The sequence below is a fragment of the Streptomyces sp. UG1 genome, from assembly GCF_049974585.1.
GTDB lineage: Bacteria > Actinomycetota > Actinomycetes > Streptomycetales > Streptomycetaceae > Streptomyces.
This window is the reverse complement of the sequence record NZ_JBNGGG010000014.1, coordinates 40,353-55,967: the sequence shown is the minus strand read 5'-3', so window position 1 is coordinate 55,967 and position 15,615 is coordinate 40,353. Positions and strand designations below refer to the sequence as shown.

The window sequence follows — 15,615 nt, the reverse complement described above, 5'->3', positions numbered from 1 at the left end:
CCCTTGCCACCCTTTACCGTCACTGAAGCGAACCCGCTTCGTGACGCCGCCGACCGACGGCTCCCGCGTATCGCGGGGCCGTCGGGCCTGGTGATCTTCGGCGTTACGGGCGATTTGTCACGTAAGAAGCTGATGCCGGCCGTTTACGACCTCGCCAACCGGGGCCTGCTGCCGCCGGGCTTCTCGCTGGTCGGCTTCGCCCGCCGCGAGTGGGCCCACGAGGACTTCGCGCAGGAGGTCCACGACGCGGTCAAGGCCCACGCCCGCACGCCCTTCCGCGAGGAGGTCTGGCAGCAGCTCATCCAGGGCATGCGCTTCGTGCAGGGCACCTTCGACGACGACGATGCCTTCGAGCGGCTGCGCGCCACCATCGAGGAGCTGGACAAGGCCCAGGGCACGGGCGGCAACTTCGCCTTCTACCTCTCGGTGCCGCCGCGCTCCTTCCCGGTGGTCATCCAGCAGCTCAAGAAGCACGGCCTCGCCGACCAGACGAGCAGCTCCTGGCGCCGCGCGGTCATCGAGAAGCCGTTCGGCCACGACCTGACCTCCGCCGAGGAGCTCAACAAGGTCGTGCACGAGGTCTTCGCCCCGGACCAGGTCTTCCGCATCGACCACTACCTGGGCAAGGAGACCGTCCAGAACATCCTGGCGCTCAGGTTCGCCAACACCATGTTCGAGCCGATCTGGAACCGGTCCTTCGTGGACCATGTGCAGATCACCATGGCCGAGGACATCGGCATCGGCGGCCGGGCCGGCTACTACGACGGCATCGGCGCCGCCCGTGACGTCATCCAGAACCACCTCCTGCAGCTCATGGCCCTGACGGCCATGGAGGAGCCCGCCTCCTTCGACGCCGACGCGCTCGCGGCGGAGAAGACCAAGGTGCTCGGGGCGGTCAGGCTGCCCAAGGACCTGGGCCGCGACACGGTGTTCGGGCAGTACGCGGCCGGCTGGCAGGGCGGCGAGAAGGCGGTCGGATACCTCCAGGAGGAGGGCATCGACGCCAAGTCGAAGACCGACACGTACGCCGCGATCAAGCTGTCGATCGACAACCGCCGCTGGGCGGGCGTCCCCTTCTATCTGCGCACCGGCAAGCGCCTGGGCCGCCGGGTCACCGAGATCGCGGTCGTCTTCCAGCGGGCGCCGCACTCCCCGTTCGACACGACGGCCACCGAGGAGCTGGGCCAGAACGCGATCGTGATCCGCGTCCAGCCCGACGAGGGCGTCACGGTCCGCTTCGGCTCCAAGGTGCCGGGCACCTCGATGGAGATCCGGGACGTGTCGATGGACTTCGCCTACGGCGAGTCCTTCACGGAGTCCTCGCCCGAGGCGTACGAGCGGCTGATCCTCGACGTCCTGCTCGGCGACTCCAACCTCTTCCCGCGCACCGAGGAGGTCGAGCTGTCCTGGAAGATCCTCGACCCGATCGAGGAGTACTGGGACACACACGGCAAGCCGGCGCAGTACCCGGCCGGTACGTGGGGCCCCGTCGAGGCGGACGAAATGCTCGCACGAGAGGGACGGAGCTGGCGCCGGCCATGAAGATAGACCTCACGGACACCACGGCCAGCAAGATCAACAAGGCGCTGGTGCAGGGCCGCCGGGCCATCGGCACGCCGGCCGTCGGCATGGTGCTCACGCTGGTCATCGTCACGGACGAGGAGAACGCGTACGACGCCCTCAAGGCCGCGAGCGACGCCTCGCACGAGCACCCCTCGCGCACGCTGGTCGTCATCAAGCGCGTCTCGCGCTCGCCCCGTGACCGTACCCAGTCCCGGCTGGACGCCGAGGTGCTGGTGGGCGCGGACGCGGGCACCGGCGAGACGGTCGTCCTGCGGCTGTACGGCGAGGTGTCCGACCACGCGCAGTCCGTCGTCCTCCCCCTCCTCCTGCCGGACGCCCCGGTGGTGGTGTGGTGGCCGGTGAACGCGCCGCTCGACCCGGCGAACGACCCGCTGGGCGCGCTGGCCCAGCGCCGGGTGACCGACACCTACGCCGCCGAGCAGCCGGTGCGGGAGCTGTCGTCCCGCGCCGACACCTACACGCCGGGCGACACGGATCTGTCCTGGACCCGGATCACGCCGTGGCGCTCGATGCTCGCGGCGGCTCTGGACCAGGTGGTCTGCGAGGTGCGGGCCGTCGAGGTGGAGGGCGAGGAGTTCAACCCGAGCTGTGAGCTGCTGGCGATGTGGCTCGCGGACCGGCTGGACGTCCCCGTGAAGCGGTCGCTGTCGTCGGGCCCGGGTCTGACGGCGGTCCGGATGGACACCGACTGCGGCCCGATAGCGCTCGACCGGGCGGACGGCTCCCTGGCGACCCTCTCCATCCAGGGCCAGCCGGACCGCGCGGTGGCGCTCAAGCGGCGGGAGACGGCCGAGCTGATCGCGGAGGAGCTGCGCCGGCTCGATCCGGACGACACCTACGCCTCGGCGCTGCGGTTCGGCGTGGAGCGGCTGAACCCGGCGTCGGCCGTGTCGGTTCGCGGCGCGGAGGCCGCCGTGGCCAAGACCGTGCAGGCCGTGGCGCTGGCGGAGGCCGCCGTGGCCGGGGCAGAGGAGTCGCCGGCCAAAGGAGAATCCGCCAGCCGCCCGGATTCCCCGGCCAAAGGAGCGGCGGCCGAGTCTCCCGGCGAAGCCGATGCGCAGGAAGCGCAGGCGCAGGAACCGTTGAAGAAGGCGGCGGCGAAGTGAGTACTCCGCAGCTCGTCGTGCACCGCGACAAGGAGCTGATGGCGCAGGCCGCGGCGGCGCGGCTGATCACGAAGATCGTGGACGCGCAGGCCTCCCGGGGCTCGGCGTCCGTGGTCCTCACCGGCGGCCGCAACGGCAACGGCCTGCTGGCCGCGCTGGCGGCCGCCCCCGCGCGGGACGCGATCGACTGGGGCCGGCTGGACCTGTGGTGGGGCGACGAGCGCTTCCTCGCCGAGGGCGACCCCGACCGCAATGTGACGCAGGCCCGCGAGGCCCTGCTGGACTCGGTGCCGCTGGATCCGAAGCGGGTGCACGCCATGCCCGCATCGGACGGCCCGTTCGGCGCGGACGTGGAGGCGGCCGCCGCCGCGTACGCGGAGGAGCTGGCGAGGGCGGCCGGCCCCGAGAACCACGGCGCGGTCCCCACCTTCGACGTCCTGATGCTGGGCGTGGGCCCCGACACCCACGTCGCCTCCCTGTTCCCGGAGCACCCCGCGGTACGGGAGACCCAGCGCACGGTCGTCGGAGTGCACGGCGCCCCGAAGCCGCCCCCGACCCGCGTCACCCTCACACTGCCCGCGATCCGGGCGGCGCGTGAGGTGTGGCTGCTGGCGGCGGGCGAGGACAAGGCCCAGGCCGCGGCGATCGCCCTGTCCGGCGCGGGCGAGATCCAGGCCCCGGCGGCGGGGGCGTACGGCCGCTCCAGAACCCTGTGGCTCCTGGACGCGGCGGCGGCGTCGCAGTTGCCGCGGTCGCTGTATCCGCCGGCGTCCGCCTGAACGCCCTTCGGGCCCCCGCTTCTCGGAGAAGCAGGGGCCCGAATCGCGGCGCTGGTTCACCTGAGCTACTTCACCGACCCGGCCATCACGCCCTGCACGAAGTGCCGCTGGAACGCGAAGAACACCACCACGGGTACGACCAGCGACACGAACGCCCCGGGTGCCAGTACGTCGATGTTGCTGCCGAACTGCCGGATCTGCGACTGGAGTTCCACCGTCAGCGGCTGCGAGGCGCTGTCGGCGAACAGCAGGGCGACCAGCATGTCGTTCCACACCCACAGGAACTGGAAGATGGCCAGGGAGGCGATCGCGGGCCGCCCCACCGGAAGCACCAGCCGCGTGAAGATCCGCCATTCGCTCCCCCCGTCCATGCGGGCCGCCTCCAGCATCTCCTTGGGCATCTCGGCGAAGTAGTTGCGCAGCAGGAACACCGCGAACGGCAGGCCGTAGGCCACGTGGAAGAGGACGACGCCGGGGATCGTGCCGAACAGGCCCAGTTGGCCGAAGAGTTTGGCGACCGGGAGCAGTCCGATCTGGACGGGCACCACGAGCAGCGCCACGACGACCAGGAAGATCGCCTCGCGTCCGGGGAAGTCCAGCCATGCGAAGGCGTACCCGGCGAGCGCGGCGAGGACGACCACCAGTCCGGTCGCCGGCACCGAGATCAGCACGGTGTTCCAGAAGGCCTGGGTGATCCCGGCGTTGCCCAGCAGCGCCGAGTAGTTGTCGAAGGAGAGCTGGCCGGGGCTGGTGAACACCGTCCACCAGCCGCCGTTCGCCGTGTCCTCGGCGGACCGCAGCGACGACAGGAACAGCCCGGCGAGCGGCGTCAGCCAGACCAGTCCGATCACCACCAGAAACGCCTGGACCAGGGTGTTGCCCAGGCCCCGCCTGACCGCGTTCATCGCTGACTCCTTCGGAAGCGGCGGACGTTGAAGACCATGGCGGGGATCACGAGCAGCAGGAGCAGCACGCCCAGCGCACTGCCCAGGCCCTGGTTGTTGCCGCCGCCGAACGACACCAGCCACATCTGTGTCGCGAGCACGGTCGCGTCCTGTTGCACCGGTCCGGGCGCGATGATGTAGACGAGGTCGAAGACCTTCATCACATTGATGACGAGGGTGATGAAGACGACCGTGAGGACCGGTGCCAGCAGCGGCACGGTGATCCGCCGGAAGATCTGCCACTCGTTCGCGCCGTCCATCCGCGCCGCCTCCAGCGCGTCCCGCGGCAGGGTCGACAGGCCCGCGCCGATCAGGACCATCGCGAAGCCCGTCCAGATCCACAGGTACGCCCCGATGATCGCCGGTGTGACGAGCGTGGGTCCGAGCCAGGAGACGCCCTCGTAGGGGGCGGCGAAGTTCGAGGCGGGCAGCTTCACCGTGTACGGGCCGTCGGCCAGGTGCTCGAAGCGGAAGGACCCGTCGGCGGCCGTGGTCGCCGTGGCGACCGTCTTCCCGGCCCGCACCGCCTCCACCTGCATCTCGGGCAGCCCGCTCTCCGGCCGGTCGACCTTGCCCTGCTCCCCTCCCCCGCCGGGCGTGAAGTCGAGGTACACGACCCCGCGCAGCTCGCCGGGGCCGGCCTGCTGCCCGGCCGCCCGGTACGCCGGCTCGGCGCCGTCGGGCAGATCCGCGGGCAGGACGCCGACCAGGCCCAGCGTGAGCGCGTGTCCCGGCGACACGTTCGCGCTCGTGCGGTACGAGCCGTCCTCGTCCTGCGTCAGTCCCTGCCCGTCGCGCGCCCGGGCCGTCGGGTAGGTCGACGGGCCCTTGAAGGCGTCGTGCACGGAGACGACGGCGGCGTTCAGCACGCCCTTGTCGGGGTCCTCGTCATAGGCGAGGCGGAAGATGATGCCGGCGGCGAGGAAGGACACCGCCATCGGCATGAACAGCAGCAGCTTGAAGGCTGTCGCCCAGCGGACCTTCTCCACCAGCACGGCCAGGATCAGGCCGAGGCCGGTGAGCAGGGCCGGGGCCACGACGACCCAGATCGTGGTGTTGCGGATGGCCTTGAGGGTGGCCGGGTCGCGGAACATCTCGGCGTAGTTCCCGCCGCCCACGAAACGGGTGCCGGAGGCGTCGAAGAAGCTCCGTCCGATCGAGAACAGGACGGGGTAGACGACGAGCGCGCCCAGCAGGAGCAGCGCGGGGAACACGAAGAGCAGGGCGACGATCCGCGCGCGCCGCCGCGAACGCCGGGCACGTTGCCTGCCGGCGCCCACGGCGGCCCCCGGGCTCGCCTCTTTCAGGAGAGTGGCGGTCATATCGGGTCAGCCCTGGCCCTGGTACGCCTTGGCCGCCGCGGCCTCGAGCCTCGCCGCGGTCCCCTTCGCGTCCGACGGGTCGCGCAGGAAGTCCTGGAGCAGCTTCCACTCGCCGGCGCCCTTGGTGCCGCCGAACGCGGCCGGGGCCTGGTCGGACATGTCGAAGCGGACCGAATCCGAATCACCGGCCGTGACAAGGGACTTGGCGGTCTCGCGGGTGACTTCGTCGCCGTACGAGGCGAGGTCGACGTTCTTGTTCGGGGACAGGAAGCCGCCGGCCTCCGCCCAGACCGCCGCGGCCTCCGGCGTCGCCAGGTACTCGAGGAGCGCCATGCCGGCCTTCTGGTTCTTGCCGTCCTTCAGGACGACGGCCGCGTCTCCGCCGCTGACCACGGGCGCCTTGCCGGCGCCGACCGCCGGGAAGGGGAAGAAGTTCGCGTCCGCACCGATCTTCTTGCCGAACTGGTCCTTGGCGACGCCGGCGACGAAGTCGCCCTCGTAGACCATGCCCGCCTCGGGCTTCGGCCCGAACACCTTCTCCACCGAGCCGGGGAAGTCGGTGTTCAGGGCGCCCTTCTGGCCGCCCGCGATGAGCTGCTTGTCCTTGAACAGCTTGCCGAGAGTGGTGAGCGCCTCGACGACGGAGGCGTCGGTCCACTTCAGCTTGTGCGCGGCGAGCGCGTCGTACTTCTCGGGCCCGGCCTGGGAGAGATAGACGTTCTCGAACCAGTCGGTCAGCGTCCAGCCGTCCTGCCCGGCCACGGCGAACGCGGCCAGCCCCGAGTCGGAGACGGTCCGTCCGGCCTTCAGCATGGCGTCGTACGTCTTCGGCGGCTCGACCCCGGCCTGGGCGAGGGCGTCGGGGCTGTACCAGACGGTCGACTTGTGGGCGGCCTTGAAGTAGAGGCCGTAAAGGGTGCCGTCGACGCTGCCGTAGTTCTTCCAGACGGGCGCGAAGTTGGCGTCGACGGACTTCTGGGCCGCACCGGAAAGCGGCTTCAGCCAGCCGCTCTCCGCGAACTGCTTCAGGACGCCGACCTGCGGGACCATCACCACGTCGGGTGCGTTGCCGCCCTCGATCTTGCTGCCGACGACGGTGGAGACGTTGTCCCCGGTGGAGACGAACTGGGTCCTGGCGCCGGTCTTCTCGGTGAACGCGTCCAGCACCTTCTGGAAGTTCTTCTGCTCGCTGCCGGACCAGACGCCGGCCACGGTGACGGTCTGGCCGCTGAGCGCCTTGTCGCCGCCGCCCGCGGAGACGGGTCCGCCGCCGCAGGCGGTCGCGCCGAGTGCCAGGACGAGGGCGGTGCAGCCTGTGAGCAGGGTCGTGCGTCGTCGCATCATCGTTGATGTCCCTTCGGGATGGGGAGTTGACGGTGGTCGGATCGGGGGATTCAGCGGTCGTTGATCCACCAGGCGGCGGTCGAACCGGGCAGCACCCCGGCCGGGCAGGGGCCGCTGGACAGCAGCGGGGTGCCGGAGACGGGTGCGGGGGTGGGCGCCGTACCGAAGTTGACGGCGCAGACGAGGCCGTCGCCGCGGACGAAGGCCAGGACGCCGGGCGCGCTGTCCAGCCAGGTCAGCGTGCCTTCGCCCAACTGGGGCAGGGCGGCGCGCAGTTGGAGGCCGTCTCGGTACAGGTGCCAGAAGGAGCGGGTGTCGGCCAGCGCCCGGTCGGTGGCGTACTCGGCGAAGTACTCGGGCTGCGGCAGCCACGGCTTGGCGCTCTCGGCGCCGGAGGTGAAGCCGAAGGGGGAGGCCTGTCCGGACCAGGGCAGCGGCACCCGGCAGCCGTCACGGATGCGGGCGCGGCTTCCGGTGCGGCGGAAGATCGGGTCGGTGAGCACGTCGTCGGGCAGGTCGACGACCTCGGGCAGGCCCAGCTCCTCGCCCTGGTAGATGTACGCGGCGCCGGGCAGCGCCAGCATCAGCAGCGCGGCGGCGCGGGCGCGGGCGGCGCCGAGGCCGCTGCCCTCGAGGGCGGGTTCGCCGTAGCGGGTGACGGTGCGGACCTGGTCGTGGTTGTTGAGGACCCAGGTGACCGTCGAACCCGTGCCGGCTATGTCCTGCATGGCCTCGGAGATGACCTTGCGGAAGGCGTCGGCCTCCCAGGGGGCGCTGAGCAGGTCGAAGAAGAAGGCCTGGTGGAGTTCGTCGGAGCGGACGTACCGCGCGTGCTCGCGGGCGGTCGGCACGGACACCTCGCCGACCAGGAGGCGCTCATGGCCGTCGCGGGCGGTGTACTCCTCGCATATGGAGCGCCACCGGCGCCACACCTCGTGCACCTCGGGCTGGTTCCAGGCGAGCGGGTTGACCGAGTCGCGGGTGCGGGCGTCGGCCTCCGGGTCGTCGGAGTCGGGCAGCTGAGGGTGCTTGAAGAGGCCGGCGGCGACGTCGATGCGGAAGCCGTCGATGCCCCGGTCCAGCCAGAAGCGCAGGATGCGGTCGAACTCGGCGGCGATCTCGGGGTTGCGCCAGTTCCAGTCGGGCTGCTCGGGCGCGAACATGTGCAGGTACCACTGGCCGGACCGCCCGTCCGCCTCGGTGACCCGGCTCCAGGCCGGGCCGCCGAACATGGAGTGCCAGTTGTTGGGCGGCTCCTCGCCGTCGGCGCCTCGGCCGTCGGCGAAGTGGAAGCGGGCGCGGGCCGCGCTGCCGGGCTCGGCGGCCAGCGCCTCCTCGAACCAAGGGTGCTCGCTGGAGCAGTGGTTGGGGACGATGTCGAGCAGCACCTTGATCCCGAGCCGCCGGGCCGCCGCGACCAGCAGGTCGAACTCGGCGAGGTCGCCGAAGAGCCGGTCCACGTCGCAGTAGTCGGCGACGTCGTAGCCGTGGTCGTGCTGCGGCGAGGGGTAGAAGGGGCTCAGCCAGATCCCGTCGACCCCGAGCTTCTTCAGATACGGCAGCCCCGCCCGGACCCCAGCGAGATCGCCGACGCCGTCGCCGGTGCTGTCGAGGAAGCTGCGGACGTAGACCTGGTAGATCACCGCGTCACGCCACCAGTGGTACTTACTCAGCATGCATGCATGTTAAGTAGCCGTTTCAGGAGGGTGTCAATGAACTGGGCGCAAGCTACCGAACAGTTGACCTGGCAAATCCGGACATAGTTCGACAGAATGCGGGAGGATGAGACGCTGGCGTTACTTAACAGGTAACTACTCGGTCCGGGTAGCTACTCAGCGCGCGATGGCGTCGAGCTCGCGCGCCAGCCGCCGCACCGCCGCCTCGGGCGTCTCACGCCCGGTCATCGCGTCGTGCACGACCGCCTGCACCACCAGGCTCACCTGGTCGTACCGCGGGCTCTTGGGCCGCGGCGCGGCCGTGAGCACGCTCTCGCGCAGGGTCGGCAGATACGGGAACCGCCGGATCAGTGCCGGATCCTGGTACAGGTCGGCCCGTACGGGCGGCAGCGCGCCGCGCGTGAGCACCTGGCGCTGGACGCGCTCGCTGGTCAGATAGGCGAGCAGCCGCGCGGCGGAGTCGGGGTGCTCGGTGTAGCTGCTGACGGCCAGATTGGAGCCGCCCAGCACACTCGTCCCGGGCCCGTCCGGCCCCGGCAGCGGTACGGCGCCGATCTTGCCGGCGACCGGCGAGCCCTCGGCCGACGCGACGACATAGGCGTACGGCCAGTTGCGGAGGAAGAGCAGGCGGCCGTCCTGGAAGGCCTGCTTGGACTCCTCCTCCTTGTAGGTCAGCGCCCGCTTCGGGATCCAGCCCTCGCGCACACCCCGGGCGAGGAAGCCGATGCCGTCGCGGGCCGCCGTGGAGTTCACGGTGACGCGCTCGCCCTCGCCGCCGAGGATCGAGCCGCCCGCCGAGTAGACGGCCTCAGCCGCGTTGACGGTGAGGCCCTCGTACGGCAGGAACTGGCCGGCATAACCGTCGAGGCCGTACCGCGGGGCGATGGTCCTGGCCTGTTTCTCCAGCTCGGCCCAGGTGCGCGGCGGGTCGACGCCCTCCTTGGCGAGGATGTCCTTGCGGTAGAGCAGCAGGCCGGCGTTGGTGACGTACGGGACCGCGTACAGCCGTCCGTCGTAGGTCGCCGTGTCCACGACCGGCGGCAGGAAGGTGTCCAGCGGGAAGCGGTCGCGCGCGAGCGGGCGGATCCAGCCCTGCGCCGCGAACTGAGAGGTCCAGCTCACGTCGATATTGAGGATGTCGAAGCGGCTGCGGTCGCCGCCGCGCAGGTCGGTGGTCATCTGCGCGTGGGTCTCGTCGGCGGAGTCGGGCAGCTCGACGAGGGTGACCCGCTCGTCGGGATGGGTGCGGTTCCAACCCTCCAGGACGGAGCCGAGATAGCCCGTGAGGTCCCCGGCGGTGGCGAGGGTCAAGGGCCCCCTGCCGTCCGCCGGACCCTCGTCGGCACGGGCACCGGCGGCGACATAGCCGGTCAGGATCACGACGAGGACGAGAAGGCCCCTACCGGCGGCGTGGATCCACCGCATAGGTTCCTCCCTGTACACCTGGCACCGGGCACCCTTGCCCGGAGTCAGAGGCCATGTATACCTGTTAGGTATGAGCGATACTAGGGCCTGCGGCACATTACTCGGGATGCGGGAGGAGAGCACGAGTGCGGCTGTCCCTCCTGGCCCTGCTGGCGCGCGGCCCGGCGCACGGCTACGAGCTGAAGCAGGACCTTGAGCAACTGCTGGGCTCCGCGTACCCTCAGCCGAACGTCGGCCAGATCTATGTGACCCTCGGCCGTCTCGAGAAATCGGGGCTGATAGAGGGCGAGGACGTCGAGCAGTCAAGCCGGCCCAACAAGAAGGTCTACCACCTCACCGAAGCCGGGCGTGAGGCGCTGCGCGTCTGGTTCGAGGAGACCGAGGACGAGCCTCGGGTACGGGACGAGTTCTTCATGAAACTGGCCCTCGCCCCGCAGACCGGCCTCGCCGACCAGATCGCCCTCATCAACAAGCAACGGCGCCAGTACCTGAACACCATGCGTCAACTGTCGAAGCTGGCCGCCGCCGAAGACCGGGACAACCGCATCGCGCACCTGCTGATCGAGGGCGCGATGCTGCACCTTCAGGCCGACCTCGACTGGCTGGAGCGGTGCCAGGAAGAGCTGGAGGAGCTGGAGTGAGCGACGATTCCACTCCTGTGCCGCGTACCGAGAGCCCTGTGCCGCGTGCCGAGAGCCCTGTGCTGCGTGCCGAGGGCCTGGTCAAGACGCATTACGGCGAGGGCGCCCCGGCGCATGCCGTGCGCGGTGTGGATCTCTCCGTCCGGCGCGGCGAGTTCGTGGCCGTCACCGGCCCGTCCGGTGCCGGCAAGTCGACCCTGCTGCATCTGCTGGGCGGGCTGCAGCGCCCGGACGGCGGAAGCATCTGGCTGGACGGCGAGTGCGCGGACCGCTGGAGCGAGGCCCGCTGGTCGGTGGAGCGCAGAAAGCGCATCGGGATCGTCTTCCAGTTCTTCAACCTGGTCTCCAACCTGTCCGTCGCCGACAACGTCGAGCTGCCCGCCCTGCTGGCCGGCGCCCCGCCGAAGCGAGCCCGCGCCGAGCGGTCGGAGCTGCTGGCCGAGCTGGGTCTCGCGGGCAAGGAGCGGAGCATGCCGGGCGAACTGTCCGGCGGCGAGCAGCAGCGGGTCGCGCTGGCCCGGGCGCTGGTGAACCGGCCGCCCCTGCTGCTGGCCGACGAACCCGCCGGCAGCCTGGACAGCAAGGGCACCCGCGAGGTGATGCGGCTGCTGTCCCGTTTCCACCAGCGCGGCCAGACGATCGTGCTGGTCACCCATGACGCCCGGCTCGCGAGCGCCGCGGACCGGGTGATCAGCTTCTTCGACGGCCGAATCGCCGACGACGCCGAACTGGACGGCGGCCCACCGCCGCGCCGGTCCGGGGCCTCGGGTGTGCTGGAGCTCAAGGACTGACATGCCGGTGTACGACCGCCGCCCCGCGTCCGGGCCCAGGGGCTGAGGCCGATGCGAGCCACCCTGCGCTGGGCGCACTCCGATCTGCGCACACACCGCGGCGAGGCGCTGTTCCTCGTGCTGGCCACGGCCGGGATCGTCGTCTCGCTGCTGCTGGCCACGGCGCTCTTCGGCTACGCCACCAACCCCTGGCAGCGCGTCTTCACCCAGGCGCACGGAGCGCACGTCTGGCTGCACACCGGCGCCTCGGCGGACACCGGGAAGCTGAGCGGCATCGGCGACGTCGAGTCCGTCGCAGGTCCCTACCCCACCGCGTCCACCACCCTGGCGTCCCAGGGCACCCGCGCCTCCGTCGAACTGCGCGGCACGCCCGAGCGCCCCTCGGTCGGCCGCCCGCTCGTGACCTCCGGGCACTGGCTGGACCCCGCCGACCCCGACGGCGTGGTCCTGGAGACCCGCCTGGCCCGGGCCCTGCTGGCCACGCCCGGCGACACCCTCACCCTGCCCGGGACCGGCCGGACCCTGACCGTCCTCGGCATCGCCGACAGCGCCGAGCCGCGCTACCGGGCGGGCGAGCAGCCGGGCCTGGTCTGGGCGCCGCCGTCCGCCGTGCGCAACCCGGGCGGCCAGGTGATCGGGCTGCGCCTGACGAACCCCGACGACACCGACTACGCCGTGCAGCGCGCCGTGACCGCGCTGGGCGCCGGCGCGGTCAGCGAGGTCTCCACCTGGAAGCAGGCCCGCGCCGAGGCGCAGGGCGACAACCGGCTGCTCGGGCAGGTGCTGGGGCTGTTCGGGCTGGGCGCGCTGGTCGCCGCCGGGCTCGCCGTGCACGGGGCGATCGGCACCCGGATCCGCGGCCATCTGCGGGACATCTCGGTGCTGAAGGCGATCGGCTTCACACCCGGCCAGGTGGTCCGCGTCTTCCTGCTCCAGCACCTCGCCTACGCCCTGCTGGGCGCCGTGGCCGCCGCTGCCGTCATCCAGGGCCTGGGCAACCGCATCCCGGGGCGGCTCGGGGACGCGGTCGGGGTGTGGCAGGGACTGCCCGGCCACACCGTGGCGCTGTTCACGGTGCCGGTGGGGGCGGTGCTGTTCATCGGCGCGACCACCGGGCTCGCGGCGTGGCGGGCGGGGCGGGTACCACCGGTGCCGGTGCCGCGGCGCGCGGCTCCGCTCGGCGGGCGACTGTCGGGGGTGGCGCGCCGGGCGCTCGGACTACGGCTGCCGCCCGCGCTGGTGCTGGGCTGGCACCGGGCGTTCACCCGTCGCCTGCGGTCGCTGGCCACCGTCGCACGGCTCGCGCTGCCGCTGCTGCTGATCGTGGTGGCGATGAGCGCGTGGACCACCATCGAGCGCTTCGACAGCGGACCCGAGCAGGTCGGCCTGCCCACGACCCTCACGGTGCATGCCTCCGGCCTGGCCGACCGGGACGCCCGCGCGCTGCTGGAACGCGACCCGCAGGTCGCCGCCGCCTACCCGGGCGTCGAGGTGGCCGCGCTGGTCCCGGGCCAGACGGCCACGATCGCCCTGCGCGGGCTCGGCACCCGTGCGGACCCCTACCCATACGCCCTGGCCGAGGGCCGCGTCGCGCAGGCCCGCGACGAGGCGGTGGCCGGGCAGGGGCTGCTGGACCTGCTGGATGTGAAGGTCGGCGACTGGGTGCGGATGACCGTCGGCGACCAGCCGCAGATCCTGCACATCGTGGGCCGCAGCATCGAGCCGGAGAACGCCGGCCGCGTCATCTCCACCTCCCTCGACACCCTCCGCGAGAACGACCCCGGCCTCGGCCCCACCCTCTACGAACTGCGGCTGCGCCCCGGCGCGGACCACGCCGAGGTCGCCGACCGCCTGACCGAGGCGGGGCACGGAAGGCTGGACGTACACCCCGTACCGAACCCCGCCGACGGCCTCTCACCCCTGCGCGGAGTCGTCGTCGGTCTGATCGCCGTCCTGGCCCTCATCGGGCTCATCGAACTGCTGACCGCGATCGGCGGCACGGTCCGCGAGGGCGAGCGCGATCTGCTGGCCCTGAAGGCCATCGGCCTGTCCCCACGCCAGATCACCGCGATCACCGTCACCTCCACCGCCTGCACCGCCCTGGCCGCCGTCGTCCTCGGCACGGCCCTGGGCACCCCCCTCGCGCACTGGCTGATCGACCACCAGGGCAGTTCGAGCGGCATCGGCGCCGGGATCGCACAGGGTCCGTCCGCCGCGCTGGTGCTGCTGCTCGGCGCGGCGGCGGTCACGGGAGCGGCCGCGCTCGCCGCGGTCCCGGCGTCCCGTGCGGCACGGCGACGCCTGGCGGACACGTTGAGCGCGGTCGCCTGAGCGGCGTCACTGCCGGCCGCGCAGCTCCCGGTACTTGGCGACGAGTGCCCGCGTCGACGCGTCCAGCCCCGGCACGTCCGCGCCCTCGGTCAGCGCGGGCTCGACGCGCTTGGCGAGGACCTTGCCGAGCTCGACGCCCCACTGGTCGAAGGAGTCGATGTTCCACACCGCGCCCTGCACGAACACCTTGTGCTCGTACAGCGCGATCAACTGCCCCAGCACCGACGGAGTCAGCTCGCGCGCGAGGATCGTGGTCGTCGGGTGGTCGCCCTTGAACGTCTTGTGGGTCACCAGTTCCTCCGGCACCCCCTCCGCGCGCACCTCCTCAGGCGTCTTGCCGAAGGCCAGCGCCTGCGTCTGCGCGAAGAAGTTCGCCATCAACAGGTCGTGCTGCGCCTTGAGTTCGTTGCTCATCTCGGCGACCGGCTCGGCGAAGCCGATGAAGTCCGCCGGGATCAGCTTGGTGCCCTGGTGGATCAACTGGTAGTAGGCGTGCTGCCCGTTGGTGCCCGGCGTGCCCCACACCACCGGCCCGGTCTGCCAGTCGACCTCCCGCCCTTCCCGGTCGACGTACTTGCCGTTGGACTCCATGTCGAGCTGCTGCAGATACGCCGTGAACTTCGACAGGTAGTGGCTGTATGGCAGCACCGCGTGCGACTGGGCGTCGTGGAAGTTGCCGTACCAGATGCCCAACAGGCCCAGTAGCAGCGGCCCGTTGGCCTCGGCGGGCGCGGTGCGGAAGTGCTCGTCGACGATCCGGAAACCGTCGAGCATCTCCCGGAAGCGGTCCGGCCCGATGGCGATCATCAGCGACAGGCCGATCGCCGAGTCGTAGGAGTAGCGCCCGCCGACCCAGTCCCAGAACTCGAACATGTTCGCCGTGTCGATACCGAAGTCGGCGACCTTCTCGCCATTCGTCGACAGCGCGACGAAGTGCTTGGCGACGGCCTCCGGCCCCGCCTCCAGCTCGCCCAGCAGCCAGTTTCGCGCGGACGTGGCGTTGGTGATCGTCTCGATCGTGGTGAACGTCTTGGACGCGATGATGAACAGCGTCTCGGCCGCGTCCAGGTCACGCGTGGCCTCGTGCAGGTCGGCGCCGTCGACGTTCGACACGAAGCGGACGGTGAGGTCGCGGTCGGTGAAGCTGCGCAGCACCTCGTAGGCCATCGCCGGGCCGAGGTCGGAGCCGCCGATGCCGACGTTGACGACGTTCTTGATCCGCTTGCCGGTGTGGCCGGTCCAGGCGCCGGAGCGGACCCGCTCGGCGAAGTCGGCCATCTTGTCGAGGACGGCGTGCACACCCGGGACGACGTTCTCCCCGTCGACCTCGACCACCGCCTCACGCGGTGCGCGCAGCGCGGTGTGCAGCACGGCGCGGTCCTCGGTGGTGTTGATCTTCTCGCCGCGGAACATGGCGTCCCGCAGCCCGAACACGTCCGTCGCGGCGGCCAGCTCGCGCAGCAGCCGCAGTGTTTCGTCGGTGACCAGGTGCTTGGAGTAGTCGATGTGCAGGTCGCCGACCTGCAGGGTGTACTCCGATCCGCGGCCCGGGTCGGCGGCGAACAGCTCCCGCAGCCGCGCCTCGCCGAGCTCCTCGCGGTGCTTGGCCAGCGCGGTCCACTCGGGCATCTGGTTGAGCCTGGTACGGCCGTCTGCGTTCATGTCCGACTTC

The 15,615-nt window shown here is 71.2% G+C and carries 12 protein-coding genes; 6 read left to right on the top strand and 6 right to left on the bottom strand.

The window, feature by feature from the left end:
• Positions 1–3: 3 nt before the first annotated feature.
• Genes zwf through pgl form a run of 3 tightly spaced genes read left to right on the top strand, consistent with a single transcriptional unit; the run spans position 4 to position 3,469 of the window.
• Positions 4–1,542 carry a glucose-6-phosphate dehydrogenase gene (gene zwf, locus ACP4J3_RS17485; RefSeq protein WP_426535301.1) on the top strand — a complete coding sequence of 513 codons (1,539 nt, stop codon included), beginning with the start codon at positions 4–6 and terminating at the stop codon, positions 1,540–1,542.
• The gene (gene opcA, locus ACP4J3_RS17480; RefSeq protein ID WP_426535299.1) at positions 1,539–2,690 is read left to right on the top strand and encodes a glucose-6-phosphate dehydrogenase assembly protein OpcA; all 1,152 of its coding nucleotides are present in this window, start codon (positions 1,539–1,541) and stop codon (positions 2,688–2,690) included. Before zwf ends, opcA begins: the two co-directional genes overlap by 4 nt.
• The gene (gene pgl, locus ACP4J3_RS17475; RefSeq protein WP_426535297.1) at positions 2,687–3,469 is read left to right on the top strand and encodes a 6-phosphogluconolactonase; all 783 of its coding nucleotides are present in this window, start codon (positions 2,687–2,689) and stop codon (positions 3,467–3,469) included. Before opcA ends, pgl begins: the two co-directional genes overlap by 4 nt.
• Before the next feature lie 65 nt (positions 3,470–3,534).
• Here pgl and ACP4J3_RS17470 read toward each other — a convergent pair whose 3' ends face one another.
• The 5 genes from ACP4J3_RS17470 to ACP4J3_RS17450 form a co-directional block, all read right to left on the bottom strand.
• Entirely contained in the window at positions 3,535–4,374 is an 840-nt protein-coding gene (locus tag ACP4J3_RS17470) for a carbohydrate ABC transporter permease (protein ID WP_426535295.1), read from the bottom strand.
• The gene (locus ACP4J3_RS17465; RefSeq protein WP_426535293.1) at positions 4,371–5,735 is read right to left on the bottom strand and encodes a carbohydrate ABC transporter permease; all 1,365 of its coding nucleotides are present in this window, start codon (positions 5,733–5,735) and stop codon (positions 4,371–4,373) included. Before ACP4J3_RS17465 ends, ACP4J3_RS17470 begins: the two co-directional genes overlap by 4 nt.
• 6 nt (positions 5,736–5,741) lie before the next feature.
• Complete coding sequence (locus ACP4J3_RS17460) at positions 5,742–7,079, bottom strand: ABC transporter substrate-binding protein (RefSeq protein ID WP_426535291.1); 1,338 nt, start codon at positions 7,077–7,079, stop codon at positions 5,742–5,744.
• Positions 7,080–7,129: 50 nt separating this feature from the next.
• On the bottom strand, positions 7,130–8,755 hold the full coding sequence (locus ACP4J3_RS17455; RefSeq protein ID WP_426535289.1) for a glycoside hydrolase family 13 protein: 1,626 nt from the start codon (positions 8,753–8,755) through the stop codon (positions 7,130–7,132).
• A 156-nt stretch (positions 8,756–8,911) separates the two neighbouring features.
• On the bottom strand, positions 8,912–10,180 hold the full coding sequence (locus ACP4J3_RS17450) for an ABC transporter substrate-binding protein (protein ID WP_426535287.1): 1,269 nt from the start codon (positions 10,178–10,180) through the stop codon (positions 8,912–8,914).
• Positions 10,181–10,305: 125 nt separating this feature from the next.
• Between ACP4J3_RS17450 and ACP4J3_RS17445 the strand changes: the two genes are divergently transcribed.
• From ACP4J3_RS17445 to ACP4J3_RS17435, 3 genes are read left to right on the top strand one after another with little or no spacing between them, the layout of a single operon-like run.
• The gene (locus ACP4J3_RS17445) at positions 10,306–10,821 is read left to right on the top strand and encodes a PadR family transcriptional regulator (protein WP_426535285.1); all 516 of its coding nucleotides are present in this window, start codon (positions 10,306–10,308) and stop codon (positions 10,819–10,821) included.
• Entirely contained in the window at positions 10,818–11,612 is a 795-nt protein-coding gene (locus ACP4J3_RS17440; protein WP_426535283.1) for an ABC transporter ATP-binding protein, read from the top strand. The genes ACP4J3_RS17445 and ACP4J3_RS17440 overlap by 4 nt, the downstream gene beginning before the upstream one ends.
• A 51-nt stretch (positions 11,613–11,663) precedes the next feature.
• Positions 11,664–13,943: an ABC transporter permease gene (locus ACP4J3_RS17435; protein ID WP_426535281.1), complete on the top strand. Its 2,280-nt coding sequence runs from the start codon at positions 11,664–11,666 to the stop codon at positions 13,941–13,943.
• Positions 13,944–13,949: 6 nt separating this feature from the next.
• On the opposite strand, the gene pgi is transcribed toward ACP4J3_RS17435, so the two are convergent.
• On the bottom strand, positions 13,950–15,605 hold the full coding sequence (gene pgi, locus ACP4J3_RS17430) for a glucose-6-phosphate isomerase (protein ID WP_426535279.1): 1,656 nt from the start codon (positions 15,603–15,605) through the stop codon (positions 13,950–13,952).
• Between the last annotated feature and the right edge of the window lie 10 nt (positions 15,606–15,615).

Excerpts from the sequence above, each read along its gene's own strand:
- opcA (WP_426535299.1), top strand. The coding sequence starts at position 1,539 with ATGAAGATAGACCTCACGGACACCACGGCCAGCAAGATCAACAAGGCG.
- ACP4J3_RS17470 (WP_426535295.1), bottom strand. The coding sequence starts at position 4,374 with ATGAACGCGGTCAGGCGGGGCCTGGGCAACACCCTGGTCCAGGCGTTT.
- ACP4J3_RS17465 (WP_426535293.1), bottom strand. The coding sequence starts at position 5,735 with ATGACCGCCACTCTCCTGAAAGAGGCGAGCCCGGGGGCCGCCGTGGGC.
- ACP4J3_RS17460 (WP_426535291.1), bottom strand. The coding sequence starts at position 7,079 with ATGATGCGACGACGCACGACCCTGCTCACAGGCTGCACCGCCCTCGTC.
- ACP4J3_RS17455 (WP_426535289.1), bottom strand. The coding sequence starts at position 8,755 with ATGCTGAGTAAGTACCACTGGTGGCGTGACGCGGTGATCTACCAGGTC.
- ACP4J3_RS17450 (WP_426535287.1), bottom strand. The coding sequence starts at position 10,180 with ATGCGGTGGATCCACGCCGCCGGTAGGGGCCTTCTCGTCCTCGTCGTG.
- ACP4J3_RS17435 (WP_426535281.1), top strand. The coding sequence starts at position 11,664 with ATGCGAGCCACCCTGCGCTGGGCGCACTCCGATCTGCGCACACACCGC.
- pgi (WP_426535279.1), bottom strand. The coding sequence starts at position 15,605 with ATGAACGCAGACGGCCGTACCAGGCTCAACCAGATGCCCGAGTGGACC.